The organism is Emticicia soli (genome assembly GCF_037860775.1).
GTDB lineage: Bacteria > Bacteroidota > Bacteroidia > Cytophagales > Spirosomataceae > Emticicia > Emticicia soli.
In genome coordinates this window covers 153,479-174,143 of record NZ_JBBEWC010000002.1, presented here as the reverse complement: position 1 = coordinate 174,143, position 20,665 = coordinate 153,479, and the positions used below count along the sequence as shown (strand labels likewise).

16 protein-coding genes are annotated in these 20,665 nt (G+C 38.4%); 8 read left to right on the top strand and 8 right to left on the bottom strand.

What is annotated here, in order from left to right:
* Positions 1 to 14: 14 nt before the first annotated feature.
* Positions 15 to 1,829, bottom strand: coding sequence for an excinuclease ABC subunit UvrC (gene uvrC, locus WAE64_RS03490; RefSeq protein ID WP_340234643.1), 1,815 nt, complete (start codon positions 1,827 to 1,829; stop codon positions 15 to 17).
* A gap of 525 nt (positions 1,830 to 2,354) precedes the next feature.
* Here uvrC and WAE64_RS03485 point away from each other — a divergent pair.
* The 8 genes from WAE64_RS03485 (at position 2,355) to WAE64_RS03450 (ending at position 9,769) form a co-directional block, all read left to right on the top strand.
* Positions 2,355 to 3,050, top strand: a complete 696-nt coding sequence (locus WAE64_RS03485) for a DUF1361 domain-containing protein (RefSeq protein WP_340234641.1) — start codon at positions 2,355 to 2,357, stop codon at positions 3,048 to 3,050.
* Entirely contained in the window at positions 3,025 to 3,384 is a 360-nt protein-coding gene (locus WAE64_RS03480; protein ID WP_340234639.1) for a diacylglycerol kinase family protein, read from the top strand. The genes WAE64_RS03485 and WAE64_RS03480 overlap by 26 nt, the downstream gene beginning before the upstream one ends.
* Positions 3,381 to 3,992, top strand: coding sequence for a hypothetical protein (locus tag WAE64_RS03475; RefSeq protein ID WP_340234637.1), 612 nt, complete (start codon positions 3,381 to 3,383; stop codon positions 3,990 to 3,992). Before WAE64_RS03480 ends, WAE64_RS03475 begins: the two co-directional genes overlap by 4 nt.
* A gap of 43 nt (positions 3,993 to 4,035) precedes the next feature.
* Positions 4,036 to 4,329 (top strand): winged helix-turn-helix domain-containing protein, encoded by a 294-nt coding sequence (locus WAE64_RS03470; protein WP_340234635.1) that lies wholly within the window; start codon positions 4,036 to 4,038, stop codon positions 4,327 to 4,329.
* Positions 4,330 to 4,384: 55 nt separating this feature from the next.
* Positions 4,385 to 5,923 carry a DUF4153 domain-containing protein gene (locus WAE64_RS03465; RefSeq protein WP_340234634.1) on the top strand — a complete coding sequence of 513 codons (1,539 nt, stop codon included), beginning with the start codon at positions 4,385 to 4,387 and terminating at the stop codon, positions 5,921 to 5,923.
* A 34-nt stretch (positions 5,924 to 5,957) separates the two neighbouring features.
* Positions 5,958 to 8,462, top strand: a complete 2,505-nt coding sequence (locus tag WAE64_RS03460; RefSeq protein WP_340234633.1) for an XrtN system VIT domain-containing protein — start codon at positions 5,958 to 5,960, stop codon at positions 8,460 to 8,462.
* Positions 8,463 to 8,464: 2 nt separating this feature from the next.
* Positions 8,465 to 9,283, top strand: a complete 819-nt coding sequence (xrtN, locus tag WAE64_RS03455) for an exosortase N (RefSeq protein ID WP_340234630.1) — start codon at positions 8,465 to 8,467, stop codon at positions 9,281 to 9,283.
* Between the two features lie 174 nt (positions 9,284 to 9,457).
* Positions 9,458 to 9,769: a hypothetical protein gene (locus WAE64_RS03450; protein ID WP_340234628.1), complete on the top strand. Its 312-nt coding sequence runs from the start codon at positions 9,458 to 9,460 to the stop codon at positions 9,767 to 9,769.
* Positions 9,770 to 9,886: 117 nt separating this feature from the next.
* Here the strand turns inward: WAE64_RS03450 and WAE64_RS03445 are convergent, their stop codons facing one another.
* The 7 genes from WAE64_RS03445 to WAE64_RS03415 all read right to left on the bottom strand — a co-directional run bounded on the left by WAE64_RS03445 (position 9,887) and on the right by WAE64_RS03415 (position 20,651).
* Positions 9,887 to 10,603, bottom strand: coding sequence for a Bax inhibitor-1/YccA family protein (locus WAE64_RS03445; RefSeq protein ID WP_340234626.1), 717 nt, complete (start codon positions 10,601 to 10,603; stop codon positions 9,887 to 9,889).
* Positions 10,604 to 10,719: 116 nt separating this feature from the next.
* The gene (locus WAE64_RS03440; RefSeq protein ID WP_340234624.1) at positions 10,720 to 16,170 is read right to left on the bottom strand and encodes an alpha-2-macroglobulin family protein; all 5,451 of its coding nucleotides are present in this window, start codon (positions 16,168 to 16,170) and stop codon (positions 10,720 to 10,722) included.
* Positions 16,171 to 16,457: 287 nt separating this feature from the next.
* Positions 16,458 to 17,195: an LPS export ABC transporter ATP-binding protein gene (lptB, locus tag WAE64_RS03435; RefSeq protein WP_340234622.1), complete on the bottom strand. Its 738-nt coding sequence runs from the start codon at positions 17,193 to 17,195 to the stop codon at positions 16,458 to 16,460.
* Between the two features lie 78 nt (positions 17,196 to 17,273).
* Entirely contained in the window at positions 17,274 to 18,686 is a 1,413-nt protein-coding gene (locus WAE64_RS03430) for a hypothetical protein (protein WP_340234618.1), read from the bottom strand.
* Between the two features lie 15 nt (positions 18,687 to 18,701).
* Positions 18,702 to 19,586, bottom strand: a complete 885-nt coding sequence (locus tag WAE64_RS03425) for a DUF4097 family beta strand repeat-containing protein (RefSeq protein ID WP_340234616.1) — start codon at positions 19,584 to 19,586, stop codon at positions 18,702 to 18,704.
* 11 nt (positions 19,587 to 19,597) lie between these two features.
* Positions 19,598 to 20,140 carry a hypothetical protein gene (locus WAE64_RS03420; RefSeq protein ID WP_340234614.1) on the bottom strand — a complete coding sequence of 181 codons (543 nt, stop codon included), beginning with the start codon at positions 20,138 to 20,140 and terminating at the stop codon, positions 19,598 to 19,600.
* Positions 20,141 to 20,144: 4 nt separating this feature from the next.
* Positions 20,145 to 20,651 (bottom strand): RNA polymerase sigma factor, encoded by a 507-nt coding sequence (locus WAE64_RS03415; RefSeq protein ID WP_340234609.1) that lies wholly within the window; start codon positions 20,649 to 20,651, stop codon positions 20,145 to 20,147.
* Positions 20,652 to 20,665: the final 14 nt, after the last annotated feature.

Below are 20,665 nucleotides of genomic sequence, written 5' to 3'. Positions count from 1 at the left end.
AAAAATACTCTTATTTAACTTTCTTTCTCTAAAAATTCTTTAATACGGTGGGTTTTGTCTTTACCTACAAGCTCAATAAGTGCTTCTTCAGGCGCATTTTTGATATTAGAGATGGTCTTGAAATGTTTCAGTACTTTGGTGGCTGTTAGCTTACCTATACCCGGCGCACTTTCAAGGCTACTAATCAGGAAGTTCTGGCTACGGCGGTCTCGGTGGTGTGTAATACCAAAACGGTGAGCTTCGTCACGGCAACGCTGAATCAATTTCAAAGATTCTGATTTTTTATCAATATATAGCGGCAAAGTATCTTCCGGAAAATAGATTTCTTCTAGCCTTTTAGCAATACCAATAATCGGAATCTCGCCATATAAGCTTATTTCTTTCAGTGCCTCGCAAGCGGCTGAAAGTTGCCCTTTACCCCCATCAATAATAATCAAATCAGGCAAATCGGCTTTTTCTTCTAGCAATCTGGTATAGCGGCGGGTTACTACCTCTTTCATTGTAGCAAAGTCGTTAGGGCCTTGCACGGTTCGAGGAATATAATGGCGGTAGTCTCTTGGCGATGGCTGCCCATTAATAAAACAAACCATAGCCGACACAGGATTAGTCCCTTGTATATTCGAATTATCGAAACACTCAATATGGCGTGGCAGGTTTTTGAGTTGTAAATCCTGCTTTAATTTTACCAGTACACGGTCTCGTTTGTTAGTTGCTCCACTGGCAGCTATGGCCTCACGTTCGGCTTTTTCTTTTCTGAAGTATACCACATTTTTCAACGACATATCCAATAGCTTGCGCTTGTCTCCTATCTGTGGCACCGAAATATCGGCTTTCATGTCTATCGTTAGCGGAATATTCGTTACAATCTCTTTGGTTGTGCTTTCGTATTGCTGGCGTAGCTCTACAATAAACATTTCCAGAATTTCTTCGTCGGTTTCTTCCAGCTTCTTTTTTACATCAAGTGTCTGGGTCAGTGTAATAGTACCATTTATTACTTTCAGATAATTGATGTAAGCCGAAGTTTCGTCAGAAGTAATACTGAAAACATCTAAATCTTTAATAGCCGGATTCACCACCGTAGCTTTGCTCTGGTAGTTTTGCAGAAAATCTAATTTCAGTTTAAACTGATGTGCCTCCTCAAATGCCAGCTTTTTAGCCGAATCCTGCATTCTTTGCTCAAAATACTGTTTAGCTGGTGCCAGATTACCTCTCAATATATTGTGTACTTGCTCAATCTCTCGCATATAATCACCTTCTGTCTGTAGGTTTTCACAAGGACCTTTGCAGTTACCAATGTGGTATTCGAGGCATACCTTGAATTTCTTGGCATCGATATTTTCTTGCGCAAGGTTAAGGTTACAGGTGCGGATAGTGTACAACTGGCTGAACATCTCGAGCAAGGCATACATGGCTTTTGAATTAACAAAAGGACCATAGAGCTTACCTTTCGATTTATCTTCAATACGTCGGGTTGTAATTACTCTTGGGAAACGCTCGTTAGTTACGCACACATAAGGATACATTTTGTCGTCTCTCAACAAAATATTATAACGTGGCTGATACTTCTTTATAAGTGTATTTTCGAGCAGAAGTGCATCAAATTCGGTAGGAACAATGGTAAACTCCAGTTTACGGATACTTACCACCAAACGACGGGTTTTACGGTCGTGACGGTTGAAATTGGCAAAATAGCTGGTAACTCTGTTTTTTAAATTCTTGGCTTTTCCAACATAAATTACTTCGCCGTTATCATCAAAATAACGATATACTCCCGGCTCTTCCGGAACTCTCACTAACTCGGTTTTATAATCAAAACTTATCTCAGACATACACTCCTACAATGTTATCACCCTATTTAAATATTAACAGAACTTGATATTAATGTGTTCAAAATCTACGAATATTTACAGGTAAACGTCTTTTAGTATTAAGAACCAACTAATTTAACGACAAAGGTTTAATAAATTGATAATGCCGGCCATATTTTCTACAACTGCCGCCTGTCTATACCATTTCTAAGACCTTGATTAATAAGCACACTATGTTGATTTTATTGCTTTGCAAGTTGAAAATAAAAATCACAAAAAATTCGCTCATGGTGTGACTTTCTACAAAAGCGCCGTCTAAAGAGCAAACATACAATGTTGTGATTATAACGTTTGTTGTTTATGTGCCAAACTCTATGAATTCGACATTTTTAATCTTATTGTTGAAAAAATCATTACCTACAAAATGCTATTGAGAAGCCAACTTTTATGAGTTGGCTTTTTTTATTTTCAAAAAATCTCTACAAAAATTTGGATAGAATCAAAATTCAAACTTACTTTGTATTACAAAGTTCTTTTCATCAAGACATGAATTTAAAAAAGATTACTATCTCTTTTTCAATTAGCCGCCCGACCTTAAGTCTGGTTTTGCTTACGTCTCTCAGTTTTGTGCTTTTAATAGCAGGTGTTATTAAAACGCAGAGCTTAAGAGGCGTGTATCTACTCTGGAATTTGTTTCTGGCTTGGGTACCCCTATTCTTTGTTTTAGTGGCTCGCAGGTATCTGGCTTCGCAACAAACACCTAACAAGGCGCAGCAAGCTATTATTTATAGCTGCCTAGGTTTGTGGCTGTTGTTTTTCCCTAATTCGCCTTACATTATTACCGATTTGATACATTTGACCGAATCTCAAAGTCATCTTCTATGGTTCGACTCCGTGAGTTTCTTTATTGTTGCACTAGCTGGGTTAGCCACTGGGCTGTACTCGTTATATGTAGCGCATCAGATAATCAGAAGGCTTACTAACAAATTCTGGGCTTGGAGCATCGTTTCAATGAGTGTAGTACTATCAGGCTTTGGCCTGTATTTAGGCAGATTCGTTCGTTTCAATAGCTGGGATTTATTTACGAATCCGATTTTCTTACTTCGCAAATCGTTTCAGGAGCTTCAGAATCCTTTGGCTATACAAACAACAATGGTGTTTTCGCTGGTAGTAATGGTATTATATGTTTCTTTAACCCTGCTGATTCCGCCTTCTTATGAACGTACCAAAAATGTTGCGTAGTTTTAAGTATGCTTTTCAGGGTATACGGGTGCTGATGCAGGAAAACAATGCCAGGTTTCACCTCTTGGCTACGGTTGTGACAATCTTAACAGGTTTTTTAGTAAAGCTAAGCCCAATTGAGTGGACAATTATGTGTATTATAGTTGGTTTGGTATGGGTAGCCGAAGCCTTTAACACAGCTTTGGAGAAATTATGCGATTTTGTATCGCCCCAACACCACCCATTAATCGGAAAAGTAAAAGATTTAGCAGCAGGCGGAGTTTTAATCATTTCTTTACTTGCTGTAATTGTAGGAATTATTCTATTTTTGCCTAAAATATTAGCTTATCTATGAACGAGCACCTTGAACAACTCAAAGAAATACGCTCTATGATGGAACGTTCGTCGAAATTCCTATCATTAAGCGGTCTATCGGGTATTTCGGCTGGTATTTGTGCTTTAGCAGGTGCATGGTATGCACATCAGAAAATACACATTGATGGGTTATATCTTTTGTTTGACCCTAATGTACGAAACGAGATTGTTCCGTTGTTGCTCATAGATGCAATAGTAGTACTTATTTCGGCCTTGATTTCAGGTGTTTTTTTCACTGTACGAAAAACCAACAAACAAGGTTTAAGTGCCTGGAATTCTACTTCAAAACGCCTGTTGGGAACAATGATGATTCCGCTTTTGGCTGGGGGTATTTTTTGCTTGGGAATGCTTTATCATGGTTTTTTCTGGTTGTGTTTTCCGGCTACATTGATTTTCTATGGTATTGCGTTGGTAAATGCCAGTAAATATACCGTGCACGATACCTTTTATCTGGGTATCAGCGAAATTATTTTGGGTATTATTTCGCTGTTTCTGGCAAAATGGAACCTTATTTTCTGGGCGATAGGCTTTGGCGTACTACATATTATTTATGGGGCGGTGGTGTATTTCAGGTATGAAAAAAAATAGTTATTGGTCAGGCGATTAGCCTCGCTTGCCCTTTGTAGGCATTATGAATTTATTACAGAATTTTAATAAAGCGTTTGAAAGCAAAGCCCGCTTAGGTATTATGTCGGTGCTGATGGTTAATGATGAAGTATCTTTCAATATGCTGAAAGAGCTTTTATCGTTGACTGATGGTAACCTGGCTACACACTTGCGTGCTTTGGAAGAAGCTAGCTATATTTCGTTCAAAAAAGAATTTATAGGCCGTAAACCAAGCACAGTATATTCAGTAACGGACGAAGGGAAACAGGCTTTTAATGAACATCTGAATGAGTTAGAAAAATTTATTAAAGGCTCTTAGTATATTTTTTTACCTTTTCACTTTGAAAAACAAAGTACTTTTAAAACATGCAATTATGAATACCTCGAAACCTCGCTTTTTTTTAATACTCTTGCTTCTTGCGCTATTCAATTATTTTTTTTGGCAAGAAAAACCTGGCATCAACGTAGTGTTATTCAATGGCTTGCTCATAGCTTCGTTGGTTTATTTCGGGCAGAAAAGATTCGATACACTGGCATTAAAAACCTCATTTAGCCTCACAATTATTACAGGCATTATGCTTGTGGTCTATAATACTGATATTAGTTTCCGGGCGCATTTTATTTCGTTTTTTATCCTTGTAGGTTTTCTTCATCGCAAGCAATTGAGCACCGTAAGCGGTTCATTGTTTCAATATGGGCTTAATTGCATGATGACGACTTTCGAACCGTTTAAAATGATTAGTCAAACCATTAGTTCTCTATCAGATAGAAACACGCATCTGAAACGCTTGCACAAAACACTAAGCATAATATTGATACCATTGTTGGTTTTCTCGGTGTTCGTCTTGATTTTTAAGTTTGCAAACCCCGTTTTCGGTGATATTTTAAATAATTCTTTTGCTAATCTTTTTCAGGTATTAGACTCATTCTTTCAGCTTTTTTCACCTGTTCGTCTGTGGTTTCTAGCTATTGGTGCATTTTTTATATTCAGTGTTTTATTCAGTTGGGAAAGAGCCAGCAATTTGCATCGCATTAGCCCAAAGTCTGACACAGTTAAACCGACTGAAGACCTTGATAAAGCCAAAGTTGAAACTGAATACAAAACAGCGCTGATATTGATATGCGCTGTAAATGCACTATTACTATTAATCAATATCATTGATATTCGCTACTTATGGTTCAATATCGGCACCGACTTAAAATCTGCCTATGAACTTTCAAAATTAGTGCATGAAGGGACCTATCTATTAATACTCAGCATTGTACTGTCTATTGGTATTTTACTATACTATTTCCGCAAAGACCTTAATTTCTTTATAAATAACAAATGGCTTGTTATTGCCGCCTATGTCTGGATTATACAGAATGGCATTCTGGTAATATCTGTGCTACTACGCAACTATGAATACATTGCCAATTATGGTCTTACACACAAACGCATAGGTGTAGCTGTATTTCTGTTGCTTACTTCAATAGGGTTGGTAATGCTATGGCTCAAAATCAAGTATCTGTATTCGTTCTTTAATCTGTTCCGACAAGCAGGTTGGGTCTTGTATTTTGTAATAGTAAGCCTGACACTATTCGACTGGGACTCTATGATTGCCCGCTATAATCTGCGCACTCAGAATACAGAAAACCTTGATTACAGATATTTGTATAGTCTATCAGAAAGAACTCTCCCAATTTTGCACGAAAACAGAGAAAAAATTGCGCAAAGAATCAAATATCTGCATAGCCAATCTCCCGAAATTGAGAGTGCCGAGGTAAATGTACTTTATTCAAAAATAAAGTGGTATCTGAACGATCAGCAACACTATAACTGGGTTTCGTGGGATTACTCAAATAGCAAAGCTGTGAGTTATTTGAAAGACAAACCAACAAACCCAAGCACTTCTTCAGTCCAAAACAGATAAGATTTCACACCTATGTAAACTACATACACATTTTATGGAAACAATTAAAGAGCAGAATTATCGGCAGGTTGCACCTGCCAAAGGTAAGTCAGCCTGGCACTGGCATGACTTTGCACCAAGCCTCGAATACTTCTGGGGTTTGCTAATATTATTTGTTTCGGTATCTATATTTATTACTTCAAAAAATACTGATGCACTCTCAGTAGCCTTTATCACACAGGTTTTTGCTATTGGCTACACAATTATTTTATTCGTAACTAAAAGAATGAGGGTTTTCTGGCGACAGCAACCCGAAGACTCTCTAGCATATAGACTACTATTATGGCAAATATGGATTGTGAGTTGTTTCACCTTGAATCGGGAAATGCGTATATTTCAGGAATCAACCGATTGGCTTTCGGTAGCACTTGTTATTTCATGCCTAAGCAATATTTTGTTCTATTGGGAGCCTAAGTTTCCTAAAAGAGTAAAAGAAATCTTATACATATTCCTGGCGGCATCAACTGTTTTATGGACTTATTTCGCCATTTATCTATTCCCTGTATATCCTGGCAGCATAATACTTATTGCTGCGCTGGGGCTTGGTTTTCATACATTCGTGCCATTGTTCCTATTAATTGCTCACATCAAACTGCTTAGAAGAGCCTGGCATTCACACAACAACGCTATCTTTTTTGGAACTCTCACACCTGTTGCATTCATCATCTTTTTTGTTATCCAATGGAATGTAACCCAAAACAAAATCGAAGAGACTTATCAAAAATCTTTCACGGCCGAAACAGATGAGGTTCCAAACTGGGTAGTAGTATCGCAAAAAATTGAAAATAACTGGATCAGTGAACGAATTTTAAAAACAGGCTTAGTTTATCAGAATAATGATAACCTTCTCAATATCATGCCTGAAAGGCGCAGTTTTGAACAAACTCAGTACGATCCTTTAGTCATACTAGCCTCTTCATTCAATTCTAAACTTGCCGTAGACACCGATGATAGAATTAAAATTCTGGAGGTTATGCATGATGTACGACACGAAAGTCAGGAAAGATTATGGGCAGGCGATTATCTGACGACACAAAGTGTGATAACACAAGCCCGGATTTACCCTGAGTACAGAATGGCTTATACCGAGAAAACGCTCACAATTGCCAATACTTCTATAAACTCATGGCGTGGACAAGAAGCTATTTATACCTTTTATCTACCAGAAGGAGCAGTGGCCTCATCGCTATCACTCTGGATAAACGGTAAAGAAGAAAAAGGGTACCTGACCACCAAAGCAAAGGCAGACTCTGCCTATAAAACAATTGTAGGTGTAGAAAGCAGAGACCCATCGGTTGTTCATTGGCAAGAAGGCAACAGGCTAAGTATCAGGGTATTTCCATGTACATTCAATGAAGCAAGAAGAGTAAAAATAGGAATTACCTCTCCGCTGAAAGAACATAAAGGAGAATTGGTTTATGAAAACATTTATTTTAAAGGTCCAAATGCTAATGATGCAAAAGAAACCATAAAAATAGATTTTTCAGAATCTGTCAATGATTTATCAGGGCCTTGGAGTATTAATTCATACCCCATAGAGAAACAAACCAATTATAAGCCCTACTGGTATCTTAGCTTTAAAGCCCCTGAGCTTTCAAAGAAAGCGTTTAGTTTTCAGGGTAAAAGCTATGTATTATCGTCTCTGGCTATTCAGAAACAGGTATTTAACCCGGCTAAAATTTATTTAGATATTAATGCAGAATGGACTAAAGCAGAGTTTGACAAAATATATACAACATTCAAGCACAAAGAATTATGGGTTTGGAAAGATGGTTTGATACGATTGAATGTGTACAATAAAGACAAACTATTCTATGAACTAAAAGATTATCAATTCAGCCTTTTTCCGCTCTATCGAATCCACACAAATAGTTTATTAATTACCAAAGGCACAAGCAAAGCTCCCAACCTGAAAGACCTTGCAGGAAGTGGTTTTGCCGCAGCTACCAAAAACATTAATACTGCTCAAGGCCCAATACAAGTATTGAGTTTAAACGAGACGCTTTCGCCTTATCTGAAAACTCTAAAAGAATTAAGCGTAATAGCTGTCAACAAAGCCGATATAGTAGAAATCAGTAAAGGCCCATTGTATAAAATACTCCCCTCACCTACGCAAAAATCTGTCAATATCGAAAACGCTGGAATACAGATTAACGAAACATCAGCAACAATAGAAAAAACAGATGCGCCCGACCATCTGCTAAGGTTGTATGCCTACAACCACATAATGAAGCAAATAGGAGTCAATTACTTTAAGGCTGATTATTTATCAGATACCTTGGTTCAGGAAGCTGCTACGGCCAATATTGTTACGCCTATTTCGAGTTTAGTGGTATTAGAAAAACAAGCAGACTACGAACGATTTGATATTAAGAAAAGTCAGGATAGCCTTGGAAATGCCTCACTTAAATCATCAGGATCAGTACCAGAACCACACGAATGGTTATTGATAATCACGTTTACCTGTGTAGTACTCTATTTCATCATGAAAAGGCTCTAGTTATGACTAAAACCCTCAGCCACGATACAAGCAAAGCAGGCTTAATTATAGCGTACATCATTCTATTTATTAATATCAGCTATAAAGGCTATTTTCTGAGTGATACTACCTTTTGGTTGGGTTTAGGAGTACTAGCTTATGTATTAAAAGTAGGGACATTAACAGAGAGGAGTATGCGTTTCTTTGCCCCTACTCTACTACTGGCGCTTGTATCTTTTTACATACCGACTTTCTCAATCAGGTATTTGCTATTGGTTATAGCCTTGCTGTTTTGCGTTGAAAGTCTGTTCGGGAAAATAAGCGAATTGGCTTTTATAAGCCTTTTGCTGATGTCGCCCTTGTTCAGATATATATCAGAAACCTTTACTTTCCCGATTCGTATATGGTTGAGCGAAATTAGCGGCCACTTACTCACCCGTTTACACTTCCCGGTTGAAGTGAAAGGAAATCTGATACTATTGAACGGCGATGATTTTCTGGTAGATGCAGCCTGTACAGGTTTGCAAATGCTTGGGGTTTCATTTTTGCTAACTGTGTTTTTATTGGCTTATTACCAAGCTGTATTTCAGAAAAAAATAGGCTTCGGTTGGCAACTAGCCAGTTTAGCTATTACGTTTTTGCTCAACATTGTTAGCAATCTATGCCGGATATTATTGCTGATTATTTTCAAAATTCCACCTGAAAACTTCCTGCACGACCTGATGGGTATCTGTTGTTTACTGGCGTATGTCTGGCTACCTATGGCTTGGCTTATTAAACAAATTACCCCAAAGCAAAAAGCGGCTCTTATCAAGGCCGATATTCAAGTATCAGGCATATAGCAATGGGTATTAAATGGCGTATTTTTAAGCATTACAGCTTATCTGGTTTTCTCATTTACTGGCTCAAAAACGCTGCAAACAGCACAGATTACAAGCATAAAACAAGAAAAGGCAGGTTATAATACAAAAGTTTTAGGTAATGGCATCACTCAATTAAAAAGCCCTGATGCGCTAGTGTATATCAAACCTATACCTGATTTTTATTCGGGTGAACACAGCCCCATTTTTTGCTGGAAAGGTAGTGGTTATGTTTTTAACCAAATAAAAGAAGAGGTTTTGCTAAGCTATAAAATTTATACAGGTATGCTCACCCACAAAAACGATAAACTCTACACCGCATGGTGGTTTACAAATGGTAAAATTATTACAAGCAGCCAATTGGATTGGCGATGGCGGGTGCTAAAAGGAGAACCTAAATTCAAACTTATTAATGTGACTGCAAACTCGGAAAGCGAGTTAAAGAAAGTTATTGCTGAGTGGCTATAAAAGCGGTTTATAGGGGGTAGAGAGCAAAATCCATGTATTTTATATGGATTTTCTTTTTTTGTATAAAAAGGAAGCCTGCTTTCAGAGAAGGCTTCCTTTATTTGAGTTATCTAATGCCTATTTACGAGAAATTTTAGCCAATAATTTCAGAATTTCAAGGTAAAGCCAGATAATAGTTACCATTAGGCCAAAGGCTGAGTACCATTCCATATATTTAGGGGCACGCATGGCAGCACCTTGTTCAATCAGGTGAAAATCGATGATTAAATTCATGGCCGCAATGGTTACTACTACCAACGAGAATATAATACCTATTTTACCACCTTCATGAATATACGGTACGCTTATACCAAACATGCCCAATATCCAGGTAAGCATATAAAGTAGAAAAATAGCACCTGTAGCTGCTGTTACACCAAAAATAAAGCCTTGTGTAGCTTGTAGAATTTTTGTTTTATACAAAAACCACATGATTAGCACTACCCCAAAAGTAAGCCCTGCCGCCATAAAAGCTAAATCTTTAAAAATAGCCGAGATAGCGCCAATAGCCAGCCCCTCAAGCAAAGCGTAGGTTGGTGCTAATTGTGGTGCCCATTCTTTTTTAAATGCCAGTACAATGGCGCAGAGTAAACCGCCAATACAGCCGGCCGGAATAAGCATGGGTGCTATGCTCCAACCTTCAAGTAAACCTATCCAGGATACGGCCGAAGAAGCCATTAATATAAATAATAAGATACCTACTTTAGTAAGGGTACTTTGTACCGTCATTACATCGCCGCTATCAGTGATGTCGATTTTGGTAAATGTTTTTTCCGAAAATGCCGGATTAGCCATAGTTAAAATTGTTTAGGAGTTTGAAGAGACTCCAAGTTATGCTATTTTTTTGTTTTTTACAAACAAAATACCAACAGCATGATACCTATACGTGTACCATACTGTTGGTATGATTATTACTGCACTGCTATGATACCACCACCATTGTAGCTATGGTATTCGCCATTATACATGGCATCGGCTGCCACTGGCCCAATGATAAATTTACCACGAGAAACCACTCTTACCAAATAATAGAAGCTTCGCTCTGTTCCATCGGCTGTTGTGTAGAAATTAATCCTGTCGTCTCTTATATCAAAATGCTGCGGTGTAGAGGCATTTTTTATCCAAGTCATTTCACGGTCTTCATTCAGGCGAGGGTTTTCTATCTCAAATGCCGCAGGTAACATATCGGTTACTACTACGTTTTCTATTGGCGAAGTGCCCGAAATACTCACTTTTACCACCACTAGCTGATTTTGCTTGAATTGATTGGCTGATAGTGGTTGCCCTGTACGTGTAAAGAACTGGCGACGCACTTTCAGGAAGTTATCTTCTTCAACATATTTTCCGGTGGCGCTTAGTCCTTCTTGCTGAGCAAAATAATAAAGCGCTCCTTTGCCTTTCGTATTCACATTAATTGTTTTTCCGGCTATGTTTTTATCCAGCGACAAATCGGCTCCCGTAAAACTAGCCAACTGTTTATTGTCGCTCATTAAGCTAGCTGTTACGTTCGACTCACCATTGCGTTTAGCAATTTTACCTAAAGCCAGAAAACTAAATACCGACTCTTGTGTTGACAGATAACGGCTATTTTTAACCGCTTGCGAAAGTACTCTTGCCATTTTTGGAATCTGCAAATTCTGAGGGTCAGATTCCACCAAACTATTCAACGAAATAGCCAGATTTCTGATTGGCGACGAGAAACTACCGCCTGTTTCTTTGGCTGTGCTTTCAATCACGTAGTCTTTTGGTATTAATTGTTTATAACTACCATCGTCGCCAATCTGTGCAAAACTTGCGCCTAGCATATAACGGGCATCAGTTGTGAGCAGATTAGTATTCGACTTATAATAGTTCATTACTGGTTGGTTTGCCTTACCAGCCAACGACAATGTATAAAGCGAGTATATCATGGCACGTTTGGCAATAGTACGAGTAGTATAAGTACCATTTTCGGCATACATATATTCAAACTCGGTTGTTTCCTGCATCGCTGTTTTGGTTGTCAGATAATCCAACATTCGGTTGAGATTATTTTCGTTTATCTCATAATCTGCTTTTCTGGCTTCAAGCAAGAAATGCGCAGCAAAGATTGTTCCCCACCAGCTTTCGTAATCACTACCCGGCCAATAACTCAGGCCACCATTAGCCAATTGCATACTCTCAATTTTACGAATAGCCGCCTGCACATTAAATTGCGGATTCCAGTCATTATCGCCTTTCAATCCTATCGATTTCGACTTTGAGGCAATTGTCTTTGTAAAATCAGCAAAATACAATTGCGGAAATGCCTTAGCCACCGTTTGCTCAATACATCCATGCGGATAACCCAAAAGGTAATCTAACTCTTTGGCAAATTGCACCATTGGCGAGCGGCTTACCAAGAGGCTCGCCTGTGCCGAACCCAGCATATAATCATTAGCTAGACTGATTGCCTCGGTTTTGCCTGCCGGAATTTCACCCGAAAACGAGCTTTTCAGCAAAGAAGTACTTGGCCTGATAGTCAGGTCGATGCTTTCAGAAAATTTCTCTTTAAAACCATTTACAGTTACGGCAATGCTGCCTGTACCAATCACAGCAGGTGCTTTTACAGTAAACATAGTTCTGACCTCTTTTCCTGCCGGAATTGACAAGGATTGGTTATTCTGACTTTGTAAAGCCAAACCTCCCGTCAGATTCAGTGAAGTACTCACGGTGGTGTTACTATTGGTAGTATTGGTAATAGTTACCGGAATAACAACTTCATCATTAGGGCTTAGGAATCTCGGGGCTCCGGTGCTTATCACAATCGGATCTTTTACTTTCATATTTGCATTAGCCGACCCAAATGCTTTATCGTTATAAGCCACAGCCATAATCCGTAAATCACCCGAAAACTGTGGTATATCAAACTCAAATTGTGCTTCGCCATTTGAGCCTGTTTTTAAAATACCACTCCAGATAGCTACCAATTTAGTACGCCCATTACTTAGTGGATTAACTCTTTTCTCCAGATTATACCCATCCCCCCCAATACTGCTATTGCTTGATAGCGATAATTCAGGAAACAGGAATTGATATAAATCATGGCTACTTACTTCCAAAGCCTGTTTTTGGTAAAAGTAATTATAAATGTCAGGTGTTTTGAAGTTCTTAATTTGCAATATACCCTCATCAACTACCGCCACTGTGAGTTCGGTATTGGCTTTGCTTTTTACCGTAATTTTTTGCTTGCGTTTAGAGCGAGATTCTTTTGCAGCCACAATTTCAATAGGCAATACATTACTGGCTTTTTCTACTTTCATAGGGGCAAAACCATGCGCTACTGTAAGTGGCATATCAATACCTTTCATCGGGCGAATCAACGTAGCCGTTACATAGACATTCGGCAACATATCATCAGTAACTTTTACCTCAACCTCTGCCGATTTATTGTCGGTTTCTACATAAAAATGCTCTAATACACTGTTCCGTTCTACAGTTACAAGCATTTTTCCGGCAAAAGGTGTTTTTAACAGAATCTTGGCCTTGTCTCCTACCTGATATTTTTCTTTATCCATTTCCATCAAAACCTGCCCTTCGTTACTCACTTCAAAGGCACTGTTTGAGGTGCTGCCGTAACCATAAGCATAGAAACTTTGAGAAGCATAACTTGCGGCATCTGGGCGGTAAATACGGATTTCGTATTCACCTGATACTTGCGGAATAAACTTAATGCTTGCTTTCCCGCCCGAAAAATCTACTTCTTTGGTTTGAGCCAGTTTCTCTTGTCGTTTAGAATTATATCGGATAACACCATCCGTTTTCTCAACTACCGTTTGGTATTCTATCCGATAAACATCTACCGTTGCACGAGCATTATTCTGTATTTTACCAGCAGTATTTAGTGCAACCAAAGGAATTGCCATAGGCACGTGCGTACCTACATAATAATCAGGTAAGCCAATACCAAAAAATGTTTCCTGCGTAAACACATCAAAGCGATGCATACGGTTAAGCGGCCGCCCTGTCTCATCAAAAACTGTTACAAATACTTTCCCCTCTAATACACCCATATCTTTATAGGTGGCCGGAATCTGGAAATTCTGTGTGCCGACACCTTTTTCGTTAGTTACACCCTGACGTATATCATTGTTGAATTTGGTATCATTACGAATATCGAAGGCATAGTTTTCGAAGCCTTTTGCAGTAAATACTTTGCGTTTAAGGCTGAAATCCATTTCATAATTTCGGTTAGAAGCCGGAGGGCCAAACAAATTGGTTGCCACTGCTTGCATAGCAACGGTTTCACCCGAGCGGTAAATATCTTTTGCCGATAAATCGACCTTGATGCGGTCGGGCATGAATTCTTCTACGCTAATTGATTTTGAAGTTAGCAACACATCGTTTCCATTGTAAACTTCAAGCGAATAGCTGCCCGTTACAGCTGCTCTATCAAGCGGAATTGCAGTGTCTACTGCCCCTTGCTTGTTTGTACTTTTCAGGAAGGATTTAAACTCTCTGCCATTAGGCAACAAGACCTTAATCTTTAATGGAACTTCTGCTGCCGAAGCCCATTTGCTGTCTCTTACTACTGTATTGAAATGAATAGTTTCACCGGGGCGATAAATATCTCGGTCGCCATAAACAAATGCATCGTAACCACTGGCATTGGCACGTTTACCCTCTACTTCAAAACGTGAGGTTTCTACTTGTGTATCGTCTAAAATTATGTAGTTAAAATCGTCTTCGGTACGGGCGGTTATCATAGCTACCTTGAAATTCGGTGCTTTTTCTGACAGTTTTTCAAAAATGGCTACTCCTTTGCGGTCTGTTCGTTGTGTTTCAATTACCTGATTACTCGAGCTGATAAGATTGATTTCTACCTCGCCCAAAGCCTGCGCATCAATAATTGAGTTTACAAAAACCATTACACCGTCTCCATTATCAGCTTTTTTGGCGATAATTCCTAAGTCTGATACCGATACAAGTTTGCTGGCATTAAAATAAAACTCATCGTTTGAATTGAGATTTACCAGATATACGCCTTTCAGTTTGCTTTGGTCGGGCAATGGCATATTAAGAATTGACGTACCGTGCACCTTTGGCAAATTGCCTGTTTCGATGGTTCGGTCAAAAATCACATCGCTATAAAAACCCTGACTATCGTCATTATACACAAAGCCGTTAGGCGAACTTCTTTCACCGTCATAGAAATAATCTTCGTAGCGGTTGTTACGCACGTACGACAAAATGTTGTTTTCGTACACCTTCAACACCTTTACTTTTACTTTAGGTATATTCGTAACCCTAACGCCTATATTCCGGCTACCTTTCGACGACAGATACAAACCTTTTTTAGTAGTAAATTCAAGGCTGGCAGGCATTTCGCCAAAGAACAGGTCTTTGGTATAAGCTCCCTCTAGTTTTCCACCCAATGTGCCACGCAGGTTGTCTTTAATTGTAAGTGTATAAGCTTCTGTTGTGCTGAAAAAGCCTTTAATTATAAAGCCGTTTTCTGTTACTTCGGTTTGGGTTTCTACTGCTGGCTCAATGGTATAAGTATCTTTCAGTTTATCGTCAGTAATCTGTTGGGTAGTAATAACTTTAACAAAGCCTTGGTTACGTTCAAATCCGGTTTCGATATCAATCACTTTCACATCATACGGCGACGGCACCACACCCTCTAGTGTATATGTTTGTTGCGTGCTGGCTCCGCCACCCGTCATTTTAATACCTTTTTCGATATTAGCTGTTAATGGCTTTTCGTCTCTCGTCGAAGCCACGTCATTCAAAGCCAACACTATTTTATTATCGTTACCTGTATTATTTACTACAAAACTTTTATCGGTTTCCGATACTTTCAGCTTTACCAAACTGTTGAGTTCAGCTTTTTGTACCGGGTAATTAAAGTCAATTTTCACTTTGGCTGTCGGCTTGCCATCAGCACCTTTCATCCAATAGCTTTCTATTTTTTGTGGTTGCAGGTAGGGTGTATGAAACGTTACAGTTTCGTTACCAAGTGTATATTTTTTAGTGGCCGATTTACCTAGCAAAGGTTTACTCAACACAGCCTTGTAGTCGGTAGCAGGTTTAAAACCATTACTTGGCGAAAAAACCAATTCGTTTTTGGCTACCCATTTGAATACCCCTTCTACTTTAGGCTCTATTTTTACATACTCTACGGCCTCCCAGTTATCTAAATCTTTATCGCCAACAAGGTCTTTATTAAAGGTAAAAACAAGGTTTTGGGCTAATTGAATTTCGTCTTCGAAGTTACGGGCAGAAATGCCAACTTCGTTGAGTTTCGAACAGCCACTAATGTATATTGTTGTACTAAATGCAAATAGTGAAACGAGAAAAACGCTCAATAATTTAGACCTGAAACTAGATGGCGTACATTTCATGGGTAAGAGATTTTAATAGGTTTTAACGCTACAATTAACGTAGGAAAATTGTGATATTGTAGAATATAATTAAAAAATATTCTTTTTATTTTATCAAACGATAAAATTAGAGTTACTATACTTTAATTACCAGAATAGAAGTAAAATTGTTTGAATAAATATAATTTATTTCTGTAGAAAAAACAGGCTAAGGAATGATTAGTCAACCTGAGAAATTAAAAATCAAGCGAAAACTTTAGCACGCAAGTGCTTGGTTTAAGAAGAAAAATAAGTGATAAGTTGATTGTTTAAATCTTACGTTTCAGCTCAAAGTGCTGGCCCAGATAAACTTTTCTTACGAGTTCATCGCTTGCAAGGTCTTCGGCTGTTCCTTGGCGTAGAATTTTACCTTCAAATAGCAGATAAGCTCTATCGGTGATTGATAGCGTTTCGTTTACGTTGTGGTCGGTAATCAGGATACCAATATTGCGGTGCTTGAGTTTAGCTACAATGCCTTGAATCTCTTCAACGGCAATAGGGTCAACACCTGCAAATGGTTCATCTAACAAAATAAATTTAGGGTCAACGGCCAAAGCACGGGCAATTTCTGTACGACGACGCTCTCCACCCGAACACACAATACCTTTATTTTTACGCACGTGTGTCAAGCTGAATTCCTCTAATAGATATTCAGTTTTTTCTTTTCGCTCAGCTTTTGTTAGTTGTGGTTTAGCCAATTCGAGAATACCCAGAATATTTTCTTCTACAGTTAGCTGCCTGAAAACCGAAGGCTCTTGTGCCAGATACCCAACGCCTAATTTGGCACGCTTATACATGGGCAACGAAGTAATGTCGAGGTCATCAAGCCATACCTTACCACTATTAGGTTTTACTAAACCCGTAGCCATATAAAACGAAGTAGTCTTTCCGGCTCCGTTAGGGCCTAATAGACCCACAATTTCGCCTTGCCCGACCTGATAACTTACATTATTATTAACTAAGCGTTGTCCGTATTTTTTAATAAGGTTTTCTGTACGTAGAATCATTTCTTTCTGTTTCGCCCATTTCTATTGCAAAATTAACGTCTTTTCTTCAGAAATCTTGTTAATATTTATTAAATCATTTTATCTGGCCAAACCCAGTTTCAGTGAAAAGTCAAACATTGAATTACTATAATTCCGATTTGCATCCTCGTAAGATACTTTTTGTCTTATAAAATTCAGACTTACATCCATAAAGGAATGGCGATTGGTTTGAACCTGATAGCCAATTCCTAATCCTAAATTCAATTCATTGTAGGAATCTTTATAAATAACTGGCCCAATACTAGCCTCTGCCCAAGGCGTACGCTGCGAAATAAGCTGATAATTAGCCAAAGCGCCTATGTAAAGACCTGACAAGTTATTAGCCGATTTCCCTTTTGAAACACGATTTTTCATGCCAATATAATAGCGCAACTGTTCTATTAATCCTAAGTTATAGCCTTGAGAACTGCTCATTTTAGGCGAATAAGTACCTACAATCATTGTAGTAAATGCTACATTTGGTTCATTAATTGCTATCTCTCTGTAACCAGTAGGAGTATATCTGAATGCGTTTAACGCACTTATTACAGCATTTGAATTAATAGAAAATGGTGACCGTCCAATCTTTCTTTCGTAAGCTACATCTAGTTTTACATTCTGAAAATACCTATCCAGATAAAAAGCATTATTGACATTTAGCTTAAATAATTGTTTCACTTCATAATTACATTGCAGGAAATCGCAATAGTTACCAGACGATTTTCTTTTTAACGGAAGATATAACCCTAGTGCCGTTTGTGCATTAATCGAGATAAAAGGTGTAATACCTTTTTCAGAAGATACTTTTTCATTCACCCAAAGTTCTTCGTTGCTTACACCAGCCTTATTACCGTGCTTAAGCCCCACAGAAAAGCCAAAATCCAGATTATTACCAAATTGCCAGCCCCAGTTAATACTGTAAGTAGAAGTAGGACGAAACATAAAGGTAGCCCTACCTTGCTGAATTAAAAATGCTGTAAACGGAGAGGTTGGATTATACCTATATGGATTTGCCTCAACTTTTAAACTTATATATTTCCCCGTTATATTAGGCTGTTGTTTGCCGGCTTCTACCCTTTTTTTCATTTCATAATACCACCTGCCCTCCAGTCCAATATCGCTTCGCCATATCGATTCTTTTTTATTTGTGTTCGTACTAATACTAGCCACAAGCGATTTATCTATACCTATCTTTTGCTCAAATTGAAAAATAGGATCCAAGTATCTGAAAATGTTCTGATACGGTGTAAAAGACCTATCAGGCAAAAAACTTAAACGCGTTCGATTAAAAGCAATTCTTAAACTACTTTTCACAACTCTGTTGTTTCCAAATGCTTTTTCGTATTCGTCTATTAAAGTAGTCTTTTCAAATTTCTCTACTTTCTCTTCTGAATAGCTCACTTTTACACTATCGGTTTGGGCTGTTGCAAGCATAGGTAAAAGAAGAATGATATATATAATTAGCTTTTGCATAATGCCTTAGATTTGTCAGTTAATAGAGATATTGCCGAAAGAGTTTTGTATGTTGATTCTGGATGTAGCCGAAAGATTATAGGTAGCCGCTTTGCTGTTATTAGTGTTCTGTTGCCATTTGAATCCATCAGGCAAAGTCATTTTGCCGTATTTTGATTCAAGATTGAAACCATGATTATATAAGGGGACTTTCATACTGATTTCGGTCTTTTTTGCATTAATCGTAAGCATTTTAAGGTTTGCAACCGACTCAATTTCTATTTTCCCATATTGTGCATTGATAGTATTTATGCCACTTAATTGCTGAAAGAATAGCTCCGAACGTTCTGATTTGATTGTAGTTACGCCATTAAAGTTTTTACTGTGTACCTCACCATAATAGGTTTCAAGTTTTATGTTCCCATCTGTTTTTTGTAAATCAAGTATGCAAAACTCCGACTTGATATTTAGCTGGCTATATTTACCTTGTACTAGAATTTTTCCGAAACTATTCTGAATTGTAACTTTCAGATTCTCCGGCAGATGTATCACATACTTTGCTTTGAAATTAGCGTTTGGCTTTTGTGTACCCGCCGGCACAACCAGATAGTTTCTTAATAGTATTTTATCTGCCATTTTATCGGCTACATACTTCATCATTTCTAAATCGTTTTTAGCAGTATTTCTGTCGGGGTGTTTTGCTGTAAGTTCAATCTTAGTTTGAACTTCAGCCTTTTCCCAAGTGATGAGTTCTATATCTGCTTTTTCGGCCTCAACAACAATAATATTAGTCGCCGTAAATGTTTTTTCTATACTTTTGGTAACTACTTGCAGGGTAGTCTGGGCTTTTGATTCGATCATCAGAAGCAAACCTAAAAGCAGAGGTTTAAGCACGCGTATATATGTTTGGTTCTTCATCATTTCCAACAGATTTATATCTTCATCGCCATTTTTCTGATTACACTGGCTTTTTGCTGCTCAATGGCAGTCAGCTGCGCCATTAGCTCAGGTTCTGTATTATACTCCCCTACTGCATCTTTTAGCTGGATACTCGCCGAATTGAGTTCTTCTAGTTCTGATTTCAATTCTTTAAACTCAGGGTTCTGACATACATAGGTTTGTTGTTTACAATAGGCTACTATCATTTCGTATTGTTTCTGGCTGTTATCGGTAGCGCTAAAGAGCAATTGCTTATCTAATTTCTCTTCTGAAAAACTGATGCTTGGCATATCTTTTTGCTTAAAAAGCCACATACCTGCTATCAATAATACCGAAGCTGCAACGGCAAGCCATTGCCAGCCTATCAATTTAGTTTTTTGCGTATTCAGTTCTTGTCTAATACCAGTCCATACGTCCTCGGTTGGCTCATAGGTTTTTAGCTGGCTGATAGATTTTTGCATCGCATCTTCATTAAGAGCTGCCTCAATCTTCTTCCACACCTTATCAGATGGCTCGTATTCGGGTAATTGATACATAGTTTCAAGGTTTAAGCATTTCTCTTAATCTCTTTTTGGCATAAAAAAGCTGTGATTTCGATGTCCCTTCTGATATACTCAATATCTCGGCTACTTCCTTATGGGTATAACCCTCAACTTCTATCAGGATAAAAACAGTCCGAAAACCCTCGGGTAATGCCTGAATGGCTTTTTCGAGATATTCGGCATTTATGGCATCGCCCCAGTCAACCGAGGTTTCTTCGGGAATCTCTTCTATGAGTTGCCACATTTTTGGCTTTTCTAATTTGCGGTAGGCTTTTCGAACCACAATGGCTCGAATCCAGGCACCTAAAGTAGCTTCACCTCTGTAATTCTCCAGTTTTCTGAAAACATCTAAAAAGGCATCTTGCAGCACATCGTTGGCCTCATCAAAATCGCTTGTGAGCCTGTATGCCAAAGTATACATAGCCCGCTTGTAACGATCGTATAGCGTTCGTTGCGCAAAACGGTTATTTTCTAAACAAGCTTTGATGAGTTCAGCTTCAGTCATGCAAAAAGGATTAA